Source organism: Actinoplanes sp. 13 (assembly GCF_056134165.1).
Map to the genome: position 1 here is coordinate 369,412 of NZ_JBVYOQ010000005.1, position 21,836 is coordinate 391,247.

Genomic DNA, 21,836 nt, shown 5'->3' on the forward strand with positions numbered 1-21,836 from the left:
GGACGCCTCAGGTCAGATCCAGGACCACCTTGATGTCGTCGGGGTCGGCCTCCAGGCTTTCGGCGAAACGTTCGAGCGGGATCCGCCGGGTGATGAGCCGGGACAGCCAGCCGTGGTCCGCTTCCGCGAGGGCGGTGGCGGCGGCCGTGAAGTGCCGCAGGTTGGCGTTGACCGACCCGACGACCACGTCGTTCTCCAGCACGATCTCGCGGTTCGCCGAGCCGACGTCGACCGTGAGGCGGTGGCCGGCCGAGACGCCGGTCAGGCAGACCACGCCGTACGGCGCGCTGCCGGTCATCGCTCCGAAGATCACGCTCGGTACCCCGGTCGCCTCGATGACGACGTCCGGTTTGACCGTGGCCGCGACCTCCGCCATCCCGGCCGAGTGGTACCGCGCGCCGAGCGCCTCGACGACGGCGGGTTTCGGTCCGTCGGTGGCCACGTCGAGCACGTGCACCTCCAGCCCGCGCTGCATGCCGAGCAGCGCCGCCAGCAGGCCGATCGGGCCGGCGCCGGTGACCAGCACCCGTTCCGGCTCGAACCAGGACCGGCCGCCCACCTTCTCGATCTGTTCCCAGGCCTTGGCGACGACCGAGGCCGGCTCCATCAGCACGCCGACGTCCGCCAGCCGGGGATCCAGGCCGACCGCGTAGTCCGTCTCCACGGTCCACAGCCCGCTGCCGAACCCGTCGATCTCCTTGATGCCGCGCTCGGTGTATCCACCGTTGCGGCACATGTCGAACTCGCCGCGCGCGCAGGCGCCGCACGGCTCCGGGTCGGGGCGGCGGACCACGCCCACGACGAGGTCACCGGCGGTGAACCCGCTGTCCGGCGGGGCGGCCAGCACCCGGCCCAGCGACTCGTGCCCGAGCACCAGCCGGTCGCGGCCGGGCGGCGCCCAGCCGTACTCGCCGGCGGCGATCTCCCGGTCGGTGCCGCAGACGCCGAGCGCCAGCCCTTCGACCAGCATCTCCCCCGGTCCGGGCTCCGGGTCCGGCACGTCCCGGACTTCGGCGGTGTTCGGCTTGAGCGGTTCAATCGTCAGCGCACGCATCATTCCTCCACGGGCGGGCTACCCAGCGGTGAGCGTCCGAAACGGTCAAAACGGGCCGGTCGCGAAAGTCAGGAGTCCCACTCCAGCGCGCCGCCCGAGGTGACCCTGGCCCGGTAACGTCCGCCGCACGGCCGTCCCGTCTCCAGGCACCCGGCGGTCTGCTCCAGAAGCTCGGCCACCGAGGCCGGCCACTCGGTGAAGTCGGTGCCGTCCTCGGGGTAGAACTCACCCACCCGGCCGTGACCGCCCGGACGCTGGTCGACGAGGAGGCTGCCGCCGTCGCCGACCTCCGCGAACGGCACGAAGTCCGGGTCCCACCAGGGTTCGCCGCCCCAGGAGTCCTCGGCCCCGGCCAGCACCCCGCACGTCACCTCCCAGTCCACGAAGATGCCCCGCAGCGACAGCGGGCCGTAGAACGGCGGGAAGTCGAACCGGCCCACCTGATCGACCCCGTCGTGGCGGCGCAGCGATGCGACCAGGTCGGGTGGGAAGGCGACCGACATCCGGCGCTGCAGCGCGTCGATCTGCGCGGCGCCGGCGCCCGGGCGCAGCGACCGGGCGGTGGCCGGGGCCCGGCGGGCGAGCCATCTCTCGATGCGGCGCCAGGCCGCGCCGACCCGGGCCGTGGTCCTCGCGTCCGGCCGGGTCGCGGTGACGTGGCCGGAGTTCTGCGGGCAGACGTCGGTGGCGGCCCGGCGAGGAGCGGGCGGCGGCGTGAAGCGGCGTGACGGCGGCACCAGCGGCGCGGACAGGTGTGGGGCCGGCTGCCTCAGGGTGGCCTCCTGCTCCAACTCGAAGGTCGGGCGGCCCCACCACGCGATGGTGCAGACCAGCACGACCAGGACCACGAAGAAGCCGAACAGGGCCAGCACGACCCGTTTGCCACTGACTGCCGGGCGGCGGCCGGCGACCTGCTCGGCGCCCGGGCCGCCGGACGCCGTCTCGCGCAGCCTCTCGTCGAACCAGTCGGCGGCGTCGGTCAGGTCGACGGGCGGGCCGGCGGGGATGCGGCCGGCCGGCTCGACCGGAAGGTCCGCGTCGTCGACGTCGCCGATCGTCACGACCGAGCCGGAGATACCGTGCCCGGCGAGGGCGCCGAGCGCGAGCGTGGTGTGGTGGACCGCGTCGGGGCCGGCGCTGGTCACCACGAGGGCCCGGGCGTTCACCTCGGCGGCCAGGTCGGCGAGCGTCCAGTCGCCCTCGCCGATCGCGACGAGCGGGCCGGCGGGCGCGGCGAGCAGCACCACGTCGTACGCCCGGGCGGTCGCCAGGACGAGGTCGCGCGCGTGGGCCAGCGTGAGACGGGCGGCGCCGGTCAGCTCGACGAGCCCGGCCAGATGCGGCCGGGACGGGTCGTCGGCCGGCACCGCCGCGCCGACGACCACGGCGGCGACCGGCACCTGGGCGGCCGCCGCGAACGCGGCCACGGCGAGACGCCAGTCGACGTCCACCGCAGTCGCGGTGACCATCCACAGACCCCGGCCCGGCCAGCCCCCGTTCACATCGACCACTGTAGACACCACCGCCGTGGCGACTCCCAGCGGTCGACTCGGGACCTGCGTGGTGGTTTCAGGTGCGTCCGGCCTCAGCCGTGGCTGGTCACGGCGGTCACCTCCACCTCCAGGACCAGTCCGGGCAGGAAGAGGCCGCTGACCTGGACGGTCGTGCTGGCCGGCGGATCGGCGGGAAAGATCCGGCGGCGCACCGCGGCGTACGCCGGCAGGTCGCCGAGGTCGAGCAGGTAGGTCCGGATGTGCAGCACGTCGCCGAACCCCGCACCGTGCGCCGCGAGGAGCGCGCCGATGAGCTCGAAGGTCCGCTTCGCCTGGACACCCGCGTCACCGGGGCCGACGACCGCGCCGTGGTCGTCGACCGCGACCTGGCCGGAGAGGGTGAGCACCGATCCGCCGGGCAGGTCCAGGCGGGCGACATGGGAGAAGCGATCCCGGTACGGGGCGGCGACACCGGCCGGGTTGTCGAGGATGAGCTTCATGGCTCGACGCTAGGGAGCGCGCCGCCATGCGACAAACGAGCATCTGGCATGGCTGACATGCGTGCATAACATGACGGGATGGAAACGCGACTGCTCGAGGTGTTCCGGACCGTCGCGCGTCTCGGCTCGATCACCGCCGCCGCCCGCAGCCTGCGTTTCACCCAGTCCGCGGTGTCCCGGCAGATCGCGGCGCTGGAGACGGTGGTCGGCGCCCGGCTGGTGGACCGGCTGCCCCGCGGCATCGCGCTCACCGAGCAGGGCCGGGCGCTGCTGCCGCACGCCGACGCGGTCCTCGACAGGCTGAGCACGGCCCGCCGGGCAGTCGACGAGCTGGACGCGCTCGGCGCCGGGCGGCTGCGGGTGGGCGCGTTCCCGACCGCCGTGGCCGCGCTCGTGCCACGGGCCCTCGCGTCGTTCCGCCAGGCCTTTCCCGCGATCGCGTTATCGCTGGTGGAGGGCTTGACCCCGGCCCTGCTCGACCAGCTGGCCGGTGGCGACGCCGACGTCGCGGTGATCAGTTCGGCCCCGGCCGGGCCGTCCGGGGATCCGCGCTTCGAGCTGCGCCACCTGCTCGACGAGCGGATGCTGGTCGCGGTCGCCCGTGATCACCGGCTGGCGCGCCGCCGCACGGTACGCCTGGCCGAGCTCGCCGACGAGCCGTTCGTCTCGGGCTCCCCGCACGCCGATCGGTCACTGCTGGGCGCGAGCGTCGCCGCGGGTTTCCGCCCGCGAATCGACATCGTGGTCGCCGAGTGGACCGGCAAGCTCGGCTGCGTGGCGGCCGGACTCGGCGTCGCGCTGATCCCGGCCCTCGCCGTCCGCGCGACGCCCGCGGACATCGCCCTGCTGCGCCTGCACCCGGACGACGAGTCGGTGCGCCGTGTCTACGCCGCCACGGTGGCCGGCCGCAGCACGGCGCCCGCGGTCACCCGTTTCCTGGAGCACCTGGAGCAGGCCGCCCGAGAACTCCAAGCCCCCAGCAGCGTGTGAACTTGAGGCTCGACACGAGCCTCAAGTTCACACACCGGGGTGGGCGTTACGGCCCGGTAGGAGCCTTCGGGGGTGGGGTGGTGGCGAGCAGGAGCGCGGACCACGCGGCGAAGACGGCCGCGGCGGCGAGGACCATGCCGGGCGACGCGTGCGCCAGGGTCCAGCTGAACGCCACTCCCGCGACGAAGGGGACGACGGTCTCGGCGATCGCGCCGAGACCGGTCAGCGCGCCCTGCACCGTGCCCTGCTCGTCCGCGCCGGTGCTGCGGGAGATCCAGGACTGGGCGGCGGCACCACCCACGCCGGCCAGCACGCCGACCACCTGCAGGAGGTAGAGCGGCCACGGTGTCGAGACGAGCGCGGTGCCGGCCAGCGTGACGGCGCTGAGCAGGGCGCCGAGGACGGCGGCGGGCTTGTCGCCCAGGCGGCGGACCAGCGGGCCGACGGCCCGGGCCTGGAAGAACGCGCCGGCCAGCGCGGAGACCGCCATCAGCGTGCCGATCCGCGCGGTGTCGAAACCCATGTGGTACGCGAGGAAGAAGGCCCACGTCGACTGATGGATCATGCGGGCCACGTCGGCGCAGAGACGCGCACGGGCGAGCCGCCCCAGCACCGGCCGGCGCAGGACCGCGACGAGCGCACCGATCGGGTCGGCGGTGCGCAGCGTCAGCGGGGTGGCGCGGTCGCCGGGGCGGGATTCGGGCAGCACGAACCAGCCGTAGGCGACGTTGACGAAGCACAACACGGCGGCGGCCAGGAACGGCAGGCGCACGTCGACCGCGCCGAGGAGGCCGCCGATGACCGGGCCGGCGACGAATCCGAGGCCGAACGCCGAGCCGATCAGCGCGTAGGCGTGGGCTCGTTCGTGTGGGGCCGTCACGTCGGCGACGTAAGCGTTGACCACCGTGTTGGTGCCCGCGCAGGCACCGGCGAGGGCGTGGAACAGCAGCAGCGTCCAGGGACCGGGCGAGGCCGCGTGCGCCAGCCAGTCGACGCCGAGGCAGGCCAGCGACACGAGCAGCACGGGCCGCCGGCCGTACCGGTCGGCGAGCCGGCCGAGCAGCGGCGAGACCACGAACTGCAGCAGGCCGTAGGTGGACCCGAGCACCCCGGACCAGAACACCGCGCCGGCGGCGTCGGCGGCGACGGTGGACATCAGCGCGGGCACGATCGGCACGATCAGGCCGAGGCCGAGCAGGTCCAGAAAGACGGTGACGAGCAGGAAGGAGAGGGCGGGTGCCCGGCGCATGGCGTCTCCCGTGAGGCGGAGGGACAGGGCCCCTCCCGGCTCTCACGGACCGCCCGATGGGCCGCCGAAGATACGGAGGATCAGAATATCGGTGGCGTCAACTCATTTTCGGCGTCCGACTGTGTAGCGGAGGCGGATCACGCCGCCCGGCCAGACGTCGGACTCCTCCAGGCGCAAGGGCAGCGCCGGGCTGCCGGCGGCCAGCAGCGGCACACCGGCACCGAGGGCGACCGGGGCGACGAACAGCTCCAGCTCGTCCAGCTCCCCCGCCGCGAGCAGTGCCCGCATCACGGACACGCTTCCCCAGACGATCGTGCGCCGGGCCCCGGCACGGTGGGCCCGGACATGAGCGACAGCATCGGGTACGACCTGAGCCGGCGCGTGATCACCCCACGGCGCCGTGGTCACCGTGGTGGAGCAGACGGTCTTCGGCAGGCTGTTGACGAACCGGGCCATGGGTTGATCGTCCGCGCCCGGCCAGAACGCGGCGAACGACTCGTAGGTGCGCCGGCCGAGCAGCACCTCGTCCACCTTCGCGAGCAGCGCGATGTTGTGCGCTTCCGAGGCGGCGAAGTCCTCGACGGCGGCGAAGACGTCCGACTCGCCGGCCGGACCGGCCAGAAAACCGTCGAGCGAGATCCATTGCTGGGCGGATACGAGGCTCATGGTGACCACTGTGCCCGGTCAGCAGTCCGGAGGTGACCCGGGCAACGGCCGGCGGCCCTCGCCGGCGGATTCCAGCCCCGCTCCGGCCGGGAGCCGGGATCGTGGCCGTTCCGCCCTTGATGTCAAGTGAGGTTGAGTTCTTAGAGTCGCCGGGGAGGAGAGGAGTCGCCGTGACGACATTGGTGACGGGGGCGACCGGGAACACCGGTCGGCACGTGGTGGCGGAGTTGGTCCGCCGAGGCGAACACGTTCGGGCGCTCACCCGCGACCCGGTTGCGGCCGCGGGACGGTTCCCGGCAGAGGTGGATGTGGTGGCCGGTACGCATACGGCGCCGGAGACCCTGAACGCCGCGCTGGACGGCGTCCACCGGCTGCACATCACGGTTACGGCAGGGCTCGCCGAGGCCGGGCCCGAGCTGGTCCGGCGGGCGGTCGGCGCGGGCGTGCGGCGCATCACCGTGGTGTGGGGCGGCTGGGTGGGGCCGGCCGAGCAGGCGGTGGCGGACTCGGGCGTCCAGTGGACCCGCCTGGAGCCGCAGGAGTTCATGTCCAACACGCTGACCTGGATCGACTCGGTCCGGGGCGAAGGGGTCGTGCGGGAACCGTACGACTTTCCCAGCGCCCTGGTCCACGAGGCCGACATCGGCGCGGTCGCGGCGACGGCTTTGCTCGAGGACGGCCACGCGGGGCGTGCGTACAACCTGACCGGCCCGGAATCGCTGACGCCGCGCGAGCGGATCGCCGTCCTGTCCCGGGCCGTCGGCCGTGATATCACCTTCGTCCCGATCACCCATGAACAGGCCGTCGACCGGCTGACGGCCACCGGTGTGTCCCGGGCGGACGCCGAGTATGTCGTCGGGTGGTACGCCGCTCCGGACGAGAGGTCCACCAGCGTGGTGGACACCGTCGAGCAGGTGACCGGCCGCCCGGCGCGAACGTTCGAGCAGTGGGTGGCCGACCATGCGGAACGCTTCCGCACCTTCGGCCCGGCGAAGTCCCGGTGAACGACCGCGTGACGACCGCCAGAACTCGCGGTGTGGCCCCGGGGGCCCGTTTGGGCGTACCAGAAGAAGCGTCGCTCAGCGTGCGTAGAGACGCAGGTCGGCGATGCTCCACCAGCTTGCCGCCGGGGCTGTCGCGGTGATCCGCAGGTGGCGGGCCCGGGTCGGCGGGAGCGTGACGGTGGTGAGCTGACCGGTGCCGGCGCCGGCGGCCACGTCGTGCCAGGAACGGCCGTCGCGGCTGATCGACAGTGTCCAGGCGCGGGCGTAGTCGCCGACGTTGCCGCCGCTGTCGACGGCGACGCGCCGGAAGGTGCGGGCCCGGCCGAGATCGACCTGGAGGTACTGGCCGGCCGCCTGGGCCGTGCCGCTGGACCAACGGGTTGAAGCGTCGCCGTCGACGGCCAGGGCAGCGCCTTCGCCGGCCGGTTCGGCGACGGCGGTGGCGCCGGTCAGGTCGAGTTCGCCGGGTCGGGCGGCCAGGTCGTGCGAGCGGGGCCAGACGAAGGTGGCGAGCGCGCCGCCGGGCAGGGTGTACTCGAAGGTGCGGTCGCCGACGGTGACGGCGAACGGGCGCGGCTCGTCGTTCTGGTTGTGCACGATCAGGGCGGTGGAGCCGTCCGGGTTGCGGAAGGCGACGTCCATGATCTGGCCGTTCCAGCCGGTGGTGCCGAACGAGGTGCTGGCGATGCGGACGGCGCCGGGACGGACGAACTTGGCGAGGTGGCCGATCGTGTAGTACTCCGCGTCGGCGCGCACCGTGTTGTCCGGCAGCAGCGTGAGCAGGCCGGTGCAGGTGCCGCAGCCGCCGAGATGCGGTCCGCCGGTGCTGTCCAGGGCGATGTTCCAGTTGACGACCGACTTGCCCCAGTTGCGGGTGACGCCGATGACGAGGTTGCGGGCGTGCCAGGTGAGGGTGCCGCGGAAGATCTGCTCGTCGGTGTCGCCGGGGCCGTGCGAGCCGGAGCACTCGGTGAACCAGATGCCCTTGTCGGGGTGGGCCTCGTGCAGAGCGGTCTGCGCGCTGGGGGCACCGGAGTAGCAGTGGTACGCGGTGCCGGCCAGCCACTTGGCGGCGGGGCTGTCGAGCAGCTGGTACGGGTAGTCGGTCTCGGGGTCCTCCCCCGGCGGGGTCGTCTCGACGTCACCGGGGTGGGTCGACCAGTTGTGGTCGTACCCCAGGATCCTGACGTTCGTCCCGCGCAGCAGCGGGCCGAGCCGTTCGATCACCGCGGCCTGCTGGCGGACCGGCATGGCGGCGCCGGGGTAACCGCCGAGGTGCCGGTTCTGCGGCTCGTTCTGGACGGTGAGGTAATCGATGCGCACGCCGGCCCGTGCGTACTCCTTGACGAACTTGACGAGATAGCGGGCGTACGCGTCATAGATCCTCGGGTCGTCCTTGAGCCGGCCGCCCTCCAGGGAGTCGGTGGTCTTCATCCAGGCGGGCGGGCTCCACGGGCTCCCCATGATCTTCAGCGCCGGGTTGAGCCGCTTCGCCTGGCGCAGCAGCGGCAGGATCTGCGCCCGGTCGTGGTCGATGCTGAAGTGCCGCAGCGCGAAATCGGTCTGCCCGGGCGGCACGTCGTCGTAGGAGTAGTGCTCGGCGGCGGCGGTGAAGTCCGACGAGCCGATCGGCTGGCGCAGGAAGCTGACGCCGATGCCGTGGCGGGGGTCGAACAGGTCGCGCATCGCCCGGTCCCGCGCGGCGGGCGGCAGCCGGTGGAGCACAGCGGCCGCGGAGTCGGTGATGGAGGCGCCGAAGCCGTCCATGCGCTGGTACGCCCGCTCGGGGTTGACCACGATCGTCTGGTGCGGGCTCGTGGTGCGCCCGAAGGTCACCGGGGCCCGCTCGTGCAGCAGTTCGGACCGGTCGACCGTGGTGACCCAGACCCGCGCGGCCGGCTCCCGTGGCCCGGCCACCGCAGCGGACCCGCCGGTGACCAGGAGAAGTATGCCGATCAGTCCCGCTGCACCGCGTCGCATCCGGTCCCCCTTGTGAAACAGATGAAACAGAGATTTATCGTCTTGCACGCAGCGAAACAGATGAGAAACACGCCGGTCAAGCAAGCGGAGTTCCGGAACCGGAGAAACAGATGTAACAACCCTGGGCGGCCCACAGCCAACTACAAGGAAGGAGGCAAATAATCAGCCGCCATGGGGTTCCGGGTGTGGCTGGCGGCGGCGGTCGGGACGACCGTCGTGCTGAGCCTCGGCTACTTCGGATTCCTGCTGCTCTGGTCGGCGCCGGAACTCACCGTCGCCTACTGCGCGAAGAAGGTCATCGGCTGCTTCCAGATGCTCGGCCGGCGGGCGTGGCTGGAGATCTGTGCGGCGGTCGTGCTCTCGCTGATCAGCTGGTCCCTCTCCATCACCCGCATCGAGCGGCGCGGATGGTGGGTGTGGCCGTTCCTCGCGCTGTGCTCGGTCGGGGCCGCCGTCGCGGCGATGACCTGGCACACCCCGTGAAGCGCGCCGACGCCCCCACTGTCAGGACCGCGCCAGCGAGATCCGGCGGTGCTGCGGGTCCACCCCGGTGATGCGGACGGTGACCTCGTCACCCTCCACGGCCGACTCACGCAGCAGGCCCGCCAGACCTTCGACGACCTCCACGAACACGCCGAACGGTACGACCTTGACGACCCGCCCGGTCACGGTCTCACCGACCCGCTCCGCCACTGCGATCATGGGATCCGGGTGCAGCGCCTTCAACGAGATCGCGACCTGCCCCCTGCGCGTGTCGACGTCGATCACCTCGGCGGCGATGCGCTCCCCCGCCGCGACCGCCTCCGCGGGATGGCCGAGGTGCCGCCAGCTGATCTCCGGAACCCGGATGAAACCGGTCGCCTCCCCGCCGGGCTCCCCGTCCAGATGGACGAAGACCCCGAAGTTGTGGACGCTCGCCACCGTGCCGGTCACCACGTCGCCCCGCCGGATCCCGAGCAGGAACGCCCGCAGGGCCGGGTCCGCACACGCCCGGGCGGACACCAGGATCTCGCCCCGAACCGCACCGATCACCTCGGCCGGGCGGGTCTCGCCGACACCGATGAACGCGCGCGGATCGTCGACCTGGCGAAGGGAGAGTTCATGGCCGGGGATGCGGCCGGGCACACCGTCCACATCGACGAGCACGTCCCGGCCGTCGTAGCCGGTGACGGTCACGGTCCGCACCTCACCGGACATGACGGCGAGCCTACTATGACGCAAGGCTTACCATGGCCAGCCGCCGGCTCGGCATCGAAGAGCACCTGGCACCGCTCGACGGACCGGCCCGTGACCGTGAACGCCTTCGGGTGGAAGAGGCACTGAACAGGGCCGGACTCGAACTCCGGCCGGGACCGTTGCCGCAGGGGCCGAACACAGGCAGGACCGCCAGCAAACTCCTGGTCAGCCCTCCGCCGGCCGCCCCGGACGGCGGATGAACAAAGGGCGCCCCGTCCCCGGAGGGAGTTCCCTGTGCTCACAGGTTCCTCAAACATGCCGCCCGACCATGGGTCGCCGCCCGGCGGGGCGACCGCCGGCCGCCCGTGCTGATCGTCATCGCCGTGTCACCGCCGTGGTCGCGCCGGACCGGGGACGTTCTCCTCGACCTCGCCACCCGCCTGGCGCCCATCCTGCTGGGCGGCCTACTGGGCGGCTGGCTCGGCTGACCGCACGGGCCGAAGGGCCGGGCTGTCCGCGCGGCGGGCCGGCCTCACGCGCCTCGTCCGGCGGATCGGACGGCGCAGGCCAGCGGACCGCCGCGACCGCCACCCCCAGCGCGATGGTCAGCACCGCCGACAGCAGCAGCGTCGGCTGGGCGCCGAGCGCGGCCACTGCCGGGCCGCCGGCCAGGGTGCCGAGGGCGGTGGACGGGATGGTGAGCGCGGTGCGGGTGGCGAGCACCCGGCTGAGCAGGTGTGCCGGGCTGGCCTGCTGGAACAGGGCGACGCAGAGGGCGGTGAACGGGCCGTAGATCAGGCCGCCGAGGGCGAGCCCGGCCAGTCCGGCCCACACCGCGTGGGTCAGCGCCAGCGGCAGGAGTGCGGCGCCCCAGCCGGCGATGATGGCCGCGATCACCGCGGGCAGGCGCCGGCTGCGCAGCATTCCGGCGCCGAGGCCACCGGCCACCGCGCCGACGCCGAACGCGGTCCAGTACGCGCCGAGCAGCGCCGCCGAGCCGTGCAGGTCGTGGGCCACGTAGATCGGCAGGGCGACCTCGACCGGGCCGTACAGGAAGAAGAAGACGCAGGTGACGAGCAGCAGGCCGAGCAGGTGCGGCCGGGTGGCGATCGTTCGCCGGCCGCCGGTCGCGGCGGACGGTTCGGCCGCGACCGGGTGGCCGGTGACGCCGCGGCAGCACACCGCGAGGACGGCGAAGCTGGCGGCGTCGAGGGCGATCACCCAGCCCGGCCCGGTGAGCGCCGCCACCGCGCCCGCCAACGCCGGCCCGATCACGAAGGCGGCCTGCTGGAACGTCGAGATCAGCGCGTTGCCCGCCAGCCGGTCGCGGTCCGGCAGATGCTCGGCGACCAGCGTGTAGACGCCGGCGCTCCCCCACGCGTGCAGCAGCGACGACAGGGCGAGCAGGAGCACGTAACCGACCGGGCCGAGGCGGCCGGTCACCGCGAGGACGGCGACGGCGCCGAGGGTGACGGCGCGCACGGTGGCGTCGGCGGCGACCAGCCGGGCACCGGTGAAGCGGCGCATCAGGCGGCCGAACAGGGCGGCACCGGCGGTGGCGGGCAGGCTGTAGGCGGCGACTGCCAGCCCGGTCCAGACCGCGGCCTGCCCGGCGGGGGCGATCTGCACGGCGAGCCAGGCCACCGCGACCATCGTCATGCCGTCACCGAGCGACGACACCGCCACACCGGGCAGGACCCGGCGCAGCACGGGCTGCCGCAGAACCTGCCGATAAGGACTGGCGACATTCACGATCAGACCCCTTTGCTGGTACGGGTGAGCTGCTCACAGCCTCGTCGGAGGCGGGTCCGGGCCGCATCCGTGGCAGCCACGGAAACCACTACGGACCCGGTGCGCGAAGATGGGCCGGTGGAGATCTCGACGCGGGAGGCCGAGGTACTGGAGCTGCTCGGCGAACACCTCAGCAACGCCGAGATCGCGGCCCGGTTGTTCATCTCCGTGCGTACCGTGGAGAGTCACGTCTCCGCCCTGCTGCGCAAGCTGGCGCTGCCGGACAGGCGGGCGCTCGCGCAGCGGGCCGCCGAGGTGCGGCGTGCGGACCCGGCCCGGCCGGCGCCGGTGCTGCCGGCGCCGCTGACCTCGTTCGTCGGCCGGGCGCCGGAGCGGGCCGCGCTCGCCGAGATGATCGGCGGGCACCGGCAGGTGACCGCCGTCGGCCCGGGTGGGGTGGGCAAGACCCGGCTGGCGCTGGCGGTCGCCGCAGAGGCCGCGGCGGCTTACCCGGACGGGGTGTGGTTCGCCGACCTGGTGCCGGTGACCGATCCGCGGGGCTGCGTGGCCGCGGTGGCCGGCGCGCTGGGCATCGGTGAGCAGCCGGGGCAGGACCTGGCGGAGTCGGTGTTCGCGGCCCTCGCCGACCGGCGGGCGCTGCTGGTGCTGGACAACTGCGAGCACGTCCGGGACGGGGTGGCGCCGCTGCTGGAGCGGCTGCTGGCGGCCTGCCCCCGGGTGTCGGTGCTGGCCACCAGCCAGGCCCGGCTGATGGTGCCGTTCGAACGGGTCTATCCGGTGCCGCCGCTGTCACTGGACGGCGACAGCGAGTCGGACGCGGTGGCGCTGTTCCTGGACCGGGCGGCCGCGGTGGGGCAACCTCCGCCGCCCGCGCTGCGCGAGCAGGTCGCCGCGATCTGCCGCCGCCTCGACGGGGTGGCGCTGGCGATCGAGCTGGCCGCCGCGCGGTACGCCACGCTCGGCCTGGACGGTCTCGCCGCCGGGCTCGCGGATCCGCTGCGGGTGCTCGCCGGCGGGCCCCGCGCCGACGAGCGGCACCGGTCGCTGCGTGCGGTCCTGGACTGGAGCCACGCCCTGCTCACCGACGAGGACCAGGCACTGCTGCGCCGGGTGTCGGTGTTCGTGGCGCCGTTCACCGCCGCCGCGGCCGCGCAGGTGACCGATGGCGACCTGGGTGACGTCGCCGACGGGCTGGCGCGGCTCGCCGAGCACAGCCTGATGACCGTGACCGCCGCGGGCACCGGCACGGAGTACCGGGCGCTGGAATCCATCCGGGAGTACGGGACGGAGCGGCTGCGCGCGGCCGGCGAGCTGGAGGCGGCGCGGGACGGGCATCTGCGCTGGTGTCTGGGACTCGACGTGGCGCTGGGGCAGGCCGGCTTCCGGGCGCGTTTCGACCGGGTGGCCGATGATCTGCGGGCGGCGCTGGGCTGGGCCGCCGGGCGGGTGGAGCTGCGCGCGGACGCGCACCGGCTGGCGCGCCGGCTGGCGGAGCTGTCGTTTGCGCGTACCCACGTGGGGGAAGCTCAGCAACGCTTTGCGCAGGCGGCGGCACTGGCGGAGGACCCGGCCGCCGCGGCCCTGATGTTGCGGGAGGCCGCGGCGGCGGCCGGGTGCCGGATGCGCGGCGACGACATGTTCGAGCTGCAGCTCGCGGCGGCGGAGGCCGCCCGGCGGGCCGGCGACGACCCCGGCGCGGCTGTCTTCCTCGCCACTGCGGCCACCAATGCCTTCCGGTTCACCGGCAAGTTCGAGCGGCCGCCGTCCCCGGCCGAGGCGGCGGCCCTGGTCGACGCGGCCCGGGCACTGGCCGGCGCGGATCCGGTGGCGCGCGCGGCCGTGGCCCTGGCAGAGGCCGGCGTGCTGGCCGACGCGTTCGGGTCGCCGCTGGGGCCGGAGGAGAACGACACGGCCGCCACGCTGGCCCGGTCGTCCGAAGCGGTGGCGCTGGCCCGGGACGCCGGTGATCCGCTCGCGCTGTCGGCCGCGCTGGGCGCCCTGACCGGGGCACAGAGCTGGGCCGGGGACACGCTCGGGACCGCGGCGACGGCCCGCCGGCGGGTGACCCTGCTGACCGGTCTCCCGGTGACGCCGTCCGCGACCCATGAACTGCTGGACGCGCTCGGTGACGCGGTCGAGGCCGGGCTCGGCGCCGGTGACCTGCGGCGGGCCCGGGAGTGGGCGCGCCGGCTGGCCGACCACCCGCTGCTGGCGGAGGTGGGCCACCGGGCGACGAACTGGCTGCTGATGGCCGGGGCGCTGGCCGGCGAGGAGGACGAGGTGCTCGCCGTCAGCGTGCGGTTCCGGGACGCGTGGGAGCGGGCCGGGCAGCCGGCGCGGGCCCATCTGGGACCGGCGGTGGCCGGCGTGGCGCTGGTGTTCGGCCTGCGCGGCGAGACCGCCCGACGGCGGGAATGGCTGGACGTCCTGGACCGGATGGGCGCCTCGCCGGGACGGCTGCACTCGTACGGCGCGGTCTTCGACGGCATCCTGCTGCTGCACGAGGGCGATCCCGCGGCGGCGCTCGACCGCCTCGAACCCGAGCCGGACGAGGTGTGGAAGTGGGTGACGTGGATCTGGCTGCACTGGTACGTGGCGCTGCGCGCCGAGGCCTCGGTGCTGGCCGGTCACCCGGCCGCGGTCGCCCGGGTGACCGCGGCCGGGCAGATCGTCACCGGCAATCCGGTGGCCACGGCGATCGTCGCGCGGGCCGCCGCGCTGCTGGCGGGCGACCGCGACCGGGTGCTGGCCACGGCGGCACAGCTCGAGGCGGCCGGCTGCCCCTATCAGGCCGCCCGGTCCGTGGAGCTCGCAGCCGCCCCGCCGGGCCCGCTCAGCCGCCCTGGCGGCGCAGGCGGCGCTCGCTGATCTCCCAGGCCAGGATGTAGAGCCGGATCATCTGGGCGGTGCTCTCCTCGGTGTCGAAGGTGAGGATCACGTGCAGGCCCGGGTCGCCGTGCGGGGCCGCGCGCACCGAGTGGACCGTGCCGGTCAACTCCACCTGCTGGTCGCCGAGCCAGACCGTGGCCCAGGTCAGCTCGCCCGCGGCGACCGCGACCGGCACGTCCAGCCAGCACCGCAGGCCGCCCTCGCTGATGTCCAGCAGAGCGCCCTCCACCGGCTCGCGGCTCGACTCGATCACGAGGCGGACCACGGCGCCGCCACCACCACGGACATATTCGCGGCGGTTGCTCTGCCGGGGCTCGCCGATCGGGGTGAGCGCCCACCGGAACGGGGCCTCGTCCGAGATCCCGGTCAGCCGGCAGCGCATCACGGTGCGGGTGCCCGGCGGCACCCAGAAGACGTCGAACTCGTCGCCGGCCCGGAGCACCGCGGGTCCGGTGGTCTCCAACGGGGCGGCCACGTGCAGGACACGGCCGTCGACGGCTTCGACGCGCGTCCGGAAGTTCACCCCCTCACCGAGCACGAGGAAAATCGTGGAGCCGACGTCCGGCAGCTCCGCCGAGGCGGCCGGCCGAGCGGAGACGTCGGCCGACTCCGGAGCAATCGTTGCGTTGATCATTCATCACCCTCGCCTGCTGGACCTTCCTGCGGCGGTCAGTATCGGCCGGCGAGCCCCGCGGGTGAGGATTTCCGGGAAGTCGCCCCGGGCCGGCGGACCAGCGATCATGAGGGCATGGAGAGCATCACCAAGAACCGGCAGCCGGTGGAGACGCTACAGGCGATGATCACCCGGGCGTACGGCCGGGAGCAGGTCCCCGACGGTGCCGACTGGTACGACGAGCTGGGCGAGGGCTGGTTCAACGTGGCGTACCGGATCCGGTTGCGCGACGGCTCGGCGAAGGTCCTGAAGATCGCGCCACCGCCGCACGTCGAGGTGATGACCTACGAGCGCGGGGCGATGGACATCGAGCTGGCCGCCATCGCGCTGATCCGAGAACGGACGTCGGTGCCGGTCCCGCGGGTCGACTTCGCCGACCGCAGCCGCGAGCTGTGCGACGCCGACTGGTTCGTCATGGAGTTCGTGGACGCGCTCAACTTCGGGGTCGTCCGCGACTCGCTGCCGCGCGACGAGGCGGCGGCGTACGGCCGGGCGCTCGGCGCCGTCAACCGCGAGCTGAACTCGATCCGGGGTGCCGCGTTCGGCCCGCTCGCCGGGCCCGGCCATCCGAGTTGGCGGGTGGTGTTCACCGGCATCCTCGAGGACGTGCTGCGCGACGGCGAACGGCGCGGCGTCGACCTGGGCTGCTCGTACGAGGCGGTCCGTGCCGCGGTCGCCACCGCAGCTCCCTGCCTTGACGAGGTGACCGAGCCCCGCTTCGTGGAGTGGGACCTGTGGCCCCTGAACGTGCTGATCCGCGACGGCGAGATCGTCGGCATCCTCGACCACGAGCGCGCGCTGTTCGGCGACTTCCTGATGGAGGCGGGCTTCGTCGGTAGCGTGCTGCCCGCGTTCGGCGACCCGACCGCGTTCATGGCCGGTTACGGCCACCCGGAGCTGACACCGGGCGAACGGCAGCGGCGGCGGCTGTACTGCCTGCACCTGGTGCTGATCATGGTCATCGAGGGCGCCTACCGGAACTTCACCGACCCGGCACACCTGGAGTGGACGCGCGCCCAGCTGGCCGAGGTGATGGCCCAGCTCTGACGCCTTGCGGGTGTGTGAAGTTCGGGTTCGCTACGCGCCCGAACTTCACACACTCGACGTGCGGGCCACGCCGTCGTGATGTGACGGGGGTCGCCGGGCGGATTATTTGCGGCGGCAAGTTGTTGCCCCGGGTGACGGGAGATCTACCGAGGAGACGGCTATGCGGCGGCGGGCGACGGTGATCGTGATCGGCGCGGGGCAGGCCGGGCTCTCCGCCGCCTATCATCTGCGGCGCCGCGGGGTGGAGCCGTTCGTGGTGCTCGACGGCGACGCGGCGCCGGGTGGGGCGTGGCAGCACCGGTGGGCGTCACTGCGGATGGAGACGGTCAACGGCATCTTCGACCTGCCGGGCATGCCGCGGCCCGACGTCGACCCGCGGGAGCCGAGCAGCACGGCGGTCCCGCGATATTTCGCGGACTACGAGCGGGCTTTCGAGCTGCCGATCGTACGACCGGTGCGGGTGCACGCGGTGCGGCGGACGGACGCCGCGCCGGACAGCGAACTGCTGGTGGAGACCAGTGCGGGAGACTGGCTCACCCGGGCGGTGATCAATGCGACCGGGACGTGGGGCAATCCGGTACAGCCGGCCCATCCGGGCGGGGACTCCTTCCTCGGCCGGCAACTGCACACCGTCGACTATGTGGACGCCGCCGAGTTCGCCGGGCAGCGGGTGGCGATCGTGGGTGGCGGCATCTCGGCGGTGCAGCTGCTCGAAGAGATCTCCCGGGTGGCGACCACGTTCTGGTACACCCGGCGCGAACCGGTGTTCATCGACGAGTTCCGGTCCGAGCACGAGGGGCGCGCCACGATCGCCCAAGTGCTCGCTGACGTGGAGGCGGGGCGACCCAGTGGCAGCATCGTCTCGTACACCGGTCTGGGGTGGACCGATTACGCCCGTGCCGCCCAGCGGCGCGGCGCCCTGCAACGGCGCCCGATGTTCACCGCGATCGAGCCGTCCGGCGTGCGGGAGGCGGACGGTGGGCACACCGGGGTCGACGTGATCCTGTGGGCGACCGGGTTCCGGGCCGCGCTCGGGCACCTGGAGCCGCTGGGGTTGCGGGGGCCGCTGGGCGGCATCCCGATGCGGGGAACCCAGGTCGCTGCGGAACCACGGATCCACCTCATCGGGTACGGGCCGTCGCAGTCCACTGTCGGCGCGAACCGGGCCGGCCGGGAAGCCGTCGCCGGCCTGCAGCGGACTGCCCTGCGGCAGGTCAGTCGCGTGTGACGCGGATCAGCACAGGTCTGGGATTACATTGACTCGGGTAAATGGCGTTCCCATGCTGGGGGGATGCTGAACTCACGACGGCTGCTGGCCGCCGCCACCGTCTCGGCCGCCATGACCCTGGCCGGCCTTCTCACCGTCACCGGGGCGCAGGGCAGCACCGGATCCGCCGGCTCGCGGGGCGCCGCCGGATCGATCGCCTCCCTGCCTCCGGGCGCCTCCCTGCCTCCGGGCGCCTCCCTGCCTCCGGGCGCCTCCCTGCCTCCGGTGGTCACGCCGCCGACGCCGTCCAAGTCGCCGATGCCGCCGGCGGCGCCGACCGGGCTCGTCGCCACCTCCGTCACGTCCACCTCGGTGACGTTGAGCTGGACGGCGTCGCGGCCGGGCTGCTGCCGGGTGGCGGGTTACGACGTGACGTGGAACCAGGCGTTCGACGACATCTACCGGCTCGCCAAGGCCGGTGACGTCACCACGTACACGATCACCGACAACATCCGGCCGGCGACGCAGTACACGTTCCGGGTCGCGGCGTTCGACGACGTGGGGCACCGGTCACTGTCGTCCGAAGCGGTCACCGTGGTCACGCCGCTCTCCGACAGCGCGGCCGACACCACACCGCCGCAGGCGCCGGCGGGACTGACGGTGAGCAGCGAGACGCCGGGCGCGGCGGTGCTGAGCTGGTCGCCGTCCGGCGACGACGTCGCGGTGACCGGCTACAACGTGTACTGGTTCGACGGCTGGTTCACATCGCGGCTGGTGGCCACGGTGAGTGGGACGTCGTACCGGGCGGCGCTGCCGGCCGGACGGAACGTGTTCTACGTGCGGGCGCGGGACGCTGCGGGGAACGTGTCGATCGCCTCGAACACGGTGACGGTTGAGGCGACCACGCCTACGCCCAGCACGCCGCCGCCCGCGCCGGTGTGCCGGGTCAGCTTCGAGCACACTGCACGGTGGGGTGGCGGGTTCGTGGCCTCGGTGACGGTCACGAATACCGGGGCGGCTCCGATCGACGGGTGGACGCTCGCGTTCGCGTTCGCGGGTGGAGAGCGGATCACGTCGGTCTGGAACGCCGGGTACACGCAGGACGGGGCGGCGGTCACGTTGCGCAATGTGGGGTGGAACGGGTCGATCGCGCCGGGAGCTGCGCGGACTGTGGGTGTGGTCGGGTCGTGGACGGGGAGCGGGGAGGCGCCGGCGGGCTTCGCGCTCAACGGGTCGCCCTGCGTCACCGGCTGACGTAGCAGCGCTCAGGCCGGCGTGCCCGGCCGACGTGCCGGGGCGGCGCGCCCACGCCGACGTGCTGGGCCGTCGCGCCCACGCCGACGTGCTGGGCCGTCGCGCCCACGCCGGCACCCCCGGCCGGCACGCCCCGGCCGGCGTGGCCGTGATCGGGTGAGTGGCCGGCGGCAGCGTGATGAGTGGGGCGAGTCGCCGGTGGCGGTGAGCGGTGGTGGGGCGAGTGGCCGGTGGCGGGGAGTCGTGGGTGGCCGGGGAGTTGTGGGTGGGCTATTTGCGGAGGCGGAGGCCTTGCATGCCGCCGTCCACGGCGAGGCTGGTGCCGGTGGTGGCGGCGGAGTGCGGGCCCGCCAGGTAGGCGATGGCGGCGGCGATCTCCTCAGGCTGGACGAGGCGGCCGTTGGGCTGGCGGGCGTTGAGGGCGGCGCGTTCGGCAGCCGGGTCGGGGGCCTTGCTGAGCAGCCGGTCGATCCACGGGGTGTCGGCGGTGCCGGGGTTGACGCAGTTGACGCGGATGCCCTCGGCGAGGTGGTCGGCGGCCATCGCGAGGGTCAGTGAGAGCACGGCGCCCTTGGTGGCGGAGTAGAGGGCGCGTTGTGGGAGGCCGGCCGTGGCGGCGATGGAGCAGGTGTTGACGATCGCGGCGTGCCGGGATCCGCGCAGGTGGGGCAGGGCGGCCCGGCTGACCCGGACCATGCCCTGCACGTTGACGTCGAAGACGTGCGCCCACTCGGCGTCGTCGTTGTCCTCGACGGTGCCCTGGGCGCCGATGCCGGCGTTGTTGACGACGATGTCGATGCCGCCGAGGCGGGTGGCGGCCTCGGTGACGGCGGCTCGCACGGAGGCGTCGTCGGTGACGTCGCAGCGGATGCCGATCAGGGGCTCGTCGACGGCGGTGTTGAGGTCCAGGCAGGCTACCGCGCAGCCGCGGCCGGCCAGCAGCGTGGCGGTGGCCAGGCCGATGCCGGAGGCGCCGCCGGTGACGATGGCATGGAGTCCACTGAAGTCGGTCATCGCACCAGCCTTCCAAAGGTCAGCCGGATGCGCGAAAGGTCAGTGCCGGCGCTGAAAGACCAGCGCCGGCTGAGAGGTCAGCGGCAACGCTGACCTCTCAGCCGGCCAAACTCGGTCAGTGGGATTCGCGAGACACCTGATCGCCGCTGGAGCCCACCAGGAAGTCGAGGTCGGCGCCGGTGTCGGCCTGCCCGACGGTGTCGACGTAGAGGCGTTCCCACCCCCGGGACGGCGTCGCGAAAGCCTTCACCATCTCCGGCGCCGGCTCGCGGGCGTCGAGTTCGGCGTCGGGCAGGTCGACGTCGAGGCGCCGGTTCGCAACATCCAGGATGATCATGTCACCGGTGCGGACCTTGCCGAGCGGTCCGCCGGCGGCGGCCTCCGGGGAGACATGCAGGACCACGGTGCCGTACGCCGTACCCGACATCCGTCCGTCGCAGATCCGAACCATGTCGCGCACGCCCTGCTCGAGCAGCTTGGCCGGGAGTGGCATGTTGGCGACCTCGGGCATGCCGGGGTACCCCCGTGGCCCGCACCCGCGCAGGATCAGCACCGAGTCGGCGGTGACCGGCAGGTCGGGGTCGTCGAGGCGGGCGTGCAGGTCCTCGACCGAGTCGAAGACGACGGCGGGCCCCCGGTGCCGCAGCAGTTCGGGTGAGGCGGCGGCCGGTTTGATCACGGCGCCGTGCGGGGCGAGGTTGCCGCGGAGCACGGCGATGCCCGCGTGCGGTTGCAGCGGCTGCTCGCGGGGCCGGATCACCTCCCGGTCGTAGACGCGGGCGCCGTCGAGGTGGTCGACCAGCGGCCGGCCGGTGACGGTGAGCGCGGTGGGGTCGAGCAGGTCGCGGACCTCGGTGAGGACGGCGTGCAGGCCGCCGGCCCGGTAGAGGTCGTCCATCAGGAACCGGCCGGCCGGCAGCAGGTCGACGAGCAGGGGCACCCCGGCGCCGGTGCGGTCGAAGTCGTCCTGGGTGAGTTCGATGCCGAGCCGCCCGGCGATCGCGAGCAGGTGCACGACCGCGTTGGTGGAGCCACCGAGGGCGGCCAGCGCGACGATGGCGTTGAGGAACGACCCGCGGGTGAGGACGGCGCCCGGGGTGCGGCCGGCGTCGATCATCTCGACCGCGAGGATGCCGGTGGCGTGCGCGGCCTCGAGCAGCCGGCTGTCCGGCGCCGGGGTGCCGGCCACGCCGGGCAGCGTCATCCCGAGGACCTCGGCGAGCAGGCCCATCGTGGAGGCCGTACCCATCGTGTTGCAGTGCCCCTTGCTGCGGATCATGGACGATTCGGAGCGTTGGAACTCGGCGGAGCTGAGCGTGCCGGCGCGAACCTCCTCGCTGAGCTTCCACACGTCCGTGCCGCAGCCGAGCGGGACGCCGCGGAAGGTGCCGGTCAGCATCGGCCCGCCGGGCATGACCACGGCGGGCAGGTCGACCGAGGCGGCACCCATCAGCAGGGCCGGGATGGTCTTGTCGCAGCCGCCGAGCAGCACCACGCCGTCGATCGGGTTGGCGCGCAGCATCTCCTCGATGGCCATCGCGGCCATGTTGCGCCACAGCATCGCGGTGGGCCGGACCTGCGTCTCGCCGAGCGACACGACCGGCAGGTTCAGCGCGATGCCGCCGGCCCGGTGGATGCCGTCGGCGACGCTGCGGGCCACCTCGTTCAGGTGGGCGTTGCAGGGCGTGAGGTCGGAGGCGGTGTTCGCGATGGCGATGTGCGGACGGCCGTCGAACGCGTCGTCCGGCAGGCCGCGGCGCATCCAGGCCCGGTGCATGTAGCTGTTGCGGTCGTCCCCGGCGTACCACTGCGCGCTTCGTCGTGCTGGCATCGCACCCTCCGGTATTCCAGTAGTGGAAATCCTGGTTCGCGTGCTGCAAACGTGATC

Annotated in this window: 19 protein-coding genes; 8 read left to right on the forward strand and 11 right to left on the reverse strand. The window is 73.3% G+C overall.

Annotated elements, in window-relative coordinates; genetic code table 11:
* Positions 1–7 precede the first annotated feature (7 nt).
* The 3 genes from AC0NH5_RS14235 to AC0NH5_RS14245 form a co-directional block, all read right to left on the reverse strand.
* Positions 8–1,054 (reverse strand): glucose 1-dehydrogenase, encoded by a 1,047-nt coding sequence (locus AC0NH5_RS14235; protein ID WP_474403629.1) that lies wholly within the window; start codon positions 1,052–1,054, stop codon positions 8–10.
* Positions 1,055–1,122: 68 nt separating this feature from the next.
* On the reverse strand, positions 1,123–2,556 hold the full coding sequence (locus tag AC0NH5_RS14240; protein ID WP_474403631.1) for an SMI1/KNR4 family protein: 1,434 nt from the start codon (positions 2,554–2,556) through the stop codon (positions 1,123–1,125).
* A gap of 83 nt (positions 2,557–2,639) precedes the next feature.
* Complete coding sequence (locus AC0NH5_RS14245) at positions 2,640–3,047, reverse strand: RidA family protein (RefSeq protein WP_474403633.1); 408 nt, start codon at positions 3,045–3,047, stop codon at positions 2,640–2,642.
* A gap of 78 nt (positions 3,048–3,125) precedes the next feature.
* Here AC0NH5_RS14245 and AC0NH5_RS14250 point away from each other — a divergent pair, with 78 nt between their 5' ends.
* Positions 3,126–4,037, forward strand: coding sequence for a LysR family transcriptional regulator (locus tag AC0NH5_RS14250; protein ID WP_474403635.1), 912 nt, complete (start codon positions 3,126–3,128; stop codon positions 4,035–4,037).
* A 46-nt stretch (positions 4,038–4,083) separates the two neighbouring features.
* Here the strand turns inward: AC0NH5_RS14250 and AC0NH5_RS14255 are convergent, their stop codons facing one another.
* Positions 4,084–5,286, reverse strand: a complete 1,203-nt coding sequence (locus AC0NH5_RS14255) for an MFS transporter (protein ID WP_474403637.1) — start codon at positions 5,284–5,286, stop codon at positions 4,084–4,086.
* Positions 5,287–5,388: 102 nt separating this feature from the next.
* Complete coding sequence (locus AC0NH5_RS14260; protein ID WP_474403639.1) at positions 5,389–5,952, reverse strand: dihydrofolate reductase family protein; 564 nt, start codon at positions 5,950–5,952, stop codon at positions 5,389–5,391.
* A gap of 170 nt (positions 5,953–6,122) precedes the next feature.
* On the opposite strand from AC0NH5_RS14260, the gene AC0NH5_RS14265 reads away from it, so the two are divergent.
* Entirely contained in the window at positions 6,123–6,956 is an 834-nt protein-coding gene (locus AC0NH5_RS14265) for an NmrA family NAD(P)-binding protein (protein ID WP_474403641.1), read from the forward strand.
* Between the two features lie 75 nt (positions 6,957–7,031).
* Here AC0NH5_RS14265 and AC0NH5_RS14270 read toward each other — a convergent pair whose 3' ends face one another.
* Positions 7,032–8,936: a discoidin domain-containing protein gene (locus AC0NH5_RS14270; protein WP_474403643.1), complete on the reverse strand. Its 1,905-nt coding sequence runs from the start codon at positions 8,934–8,936 to the stop codon at positions 7,032–7,034.
* A gap of 171 nt (positions 8,937–9,107) precedes the next feature.
* On the opposite strand from AC0NH5_RS14270, the gene AC0NH5_RS14275 reads away from it, so the two are divergent.
* Entirely contained in the window at positions 9,108–9,419 is a 312-nt protein-coding gene (locus AC0NH5_RS14275; protein ID WP_474403645.1) for a hypothetical protein, read from the forward strand.
* 21 nt (positions 9,420–9,440) lie between these two features.
* On the opposite strand, the gene AC0NH5_RS14280 is transcribed toward AC0NH5_RS14275, so the two are convergent.
* Together AC0NH5_RS14280 and AC0NH5_RS14285 are read right to left on the reverse strand one after the other, a co-directional pair.
* Positions 9,441–10,133 carry a S1 RNA-binding domain-containing protein gene (locus tag AC0NH5_RS14280; RefSeq protein WP_474403647.1) on the reverse strand — a complete coding sequence of 231 codons (693 nt, stop codon included), beginning with the start codon at positions 10,131–10,133 and terminating at the stop codon, positions 9,441–9,443.
* A 354-nt stretch (positions 10,134–10,487) separates the two neighbouring features.
* Positions 10,488–11,864, reverse strand: a complete 1,377-nt coding sequence (locus AC0NH5_RS14285) for an MFS transporter (protein WP_474403649.1) — start codon at positions 11,862–11,864, stop codon at positions 10,488–10,490.
* 117 nt (positions 11,865–11,981) lie between these two features.
* On the opposite strand from AC0NH5_RS14285, the gene AC0NH5_RS14290 reads away from it, so the two are divergent.
* Positions 11,982–14,732 carry an ATP-binding protein gene (locus tag AC0NH5_RS14290; protein ID WP_474403651.1) on the forward strand — a complete coding sequence of 917 codons (2,751 nt, stop codon included), beginning with the start codon at positions 11,982–11,984 and terminating at the stop codon, positions 14,730–14,732.
* Here the strand turns inward: AC0NH5_RS14290 and AC0NH5_RS14295 are convergent.
* Positions 14,698–15,387: a PilZ domain-containing protein gene (locus AC0NH5_RS14295; RefSeq protein WP_474403653.1), complete on the reverse strand. Its 690-nt coding sequence runs from the start codon at positions 15,385–15,387 to the stop codon at positions 14,698–14,700. The genes AC0NH5_RS14290 and AC0NH5_RS14295 overlap by 35 nt on opposite strands.
* 114 nt (positions 15,388–15,501) lie before the next feature.
* Here AC0NH5_RS14295 and AC0NH5_RS14300 point away from each other — a divergent pair, with 114 nt between their 5' ends.
* The 4 genes from AC0NH5_RS14300 (at position 15,502) to AC0NH5_RS14315 (ending at position 19,094) form a co-directional block, all read left to right on the forward strand.
* Positions 15,502–16,473 (forward strand): phosphotransferase family protein, encoded by a 972-nt coding sequence (locus tag AC0NH5_RS14300; protein ID WP_474403654.1) that lies wholly within the window; start codon positions 15,502–15,504, stop codon positions 16,471–16,473.
* Between the two features lie 160 nt (positions 16,474–16,633).
* Positions 16,634–17,701, forward strand: coding sequence for an FAD-dependent oxidoreductase (locus AC0NH5_RS14305; protein WP_474403656.1), 1,068 nt, complete (start codon positions 16,634–16,636; stop codon positions 17,699–17,701).
* Between the two features lie 63 nt (positions 17,702–17,764).
* Entirely contained in the window at positions 17,765–18,934 is a 1,170-nt protein-coding gene (locus AC0NH5_RS14310; RefSeq protein WP_474403658.1) for a cellulose binding domain-containing protein, read from the forward strand.
* Between the two features lie 34 nt (positions 18,935–18,968).
* Entirely contained in the window at positions 18,969–19,094 is a 126-nt protein-coding gene (locus tag AC0NH5_RS14315; RefSeq protein WP_474403660.1) for a hypothetical protein, read from the forward strand.
* Between the two features lie 110 nt (positions 19,095–19,204).
* Here the strand turns inward: AC0NH5_RS14315 and AC0NH5_RS14320 are convergent, their stop codons facing one another.
* Positions 19,205–19,948, reverse strand: coding sequence for an SDR family NAD(P)-dependent oxidoreductase (locus AC0NH5_RS14320; RefSeq protein ID WP_474403663.1), 744 nt, complete (start codon positions 19,946–19,948; stop codon positions 19,205–19,207).
* Positions 19,949–20,063: 115 nt separating this feature from the next.
* Entirely contained in the window at positions 20,064–21,779 is a 1,716-nt protein-coding gene (locus tag AC0NH5_RS14325; protein ID WP_474403665.1) for an IlvD/Edd family dehydratase, read from the reverse strand.
* Positions 21,780–21,836: the final 57 nt, after the last annotated feature.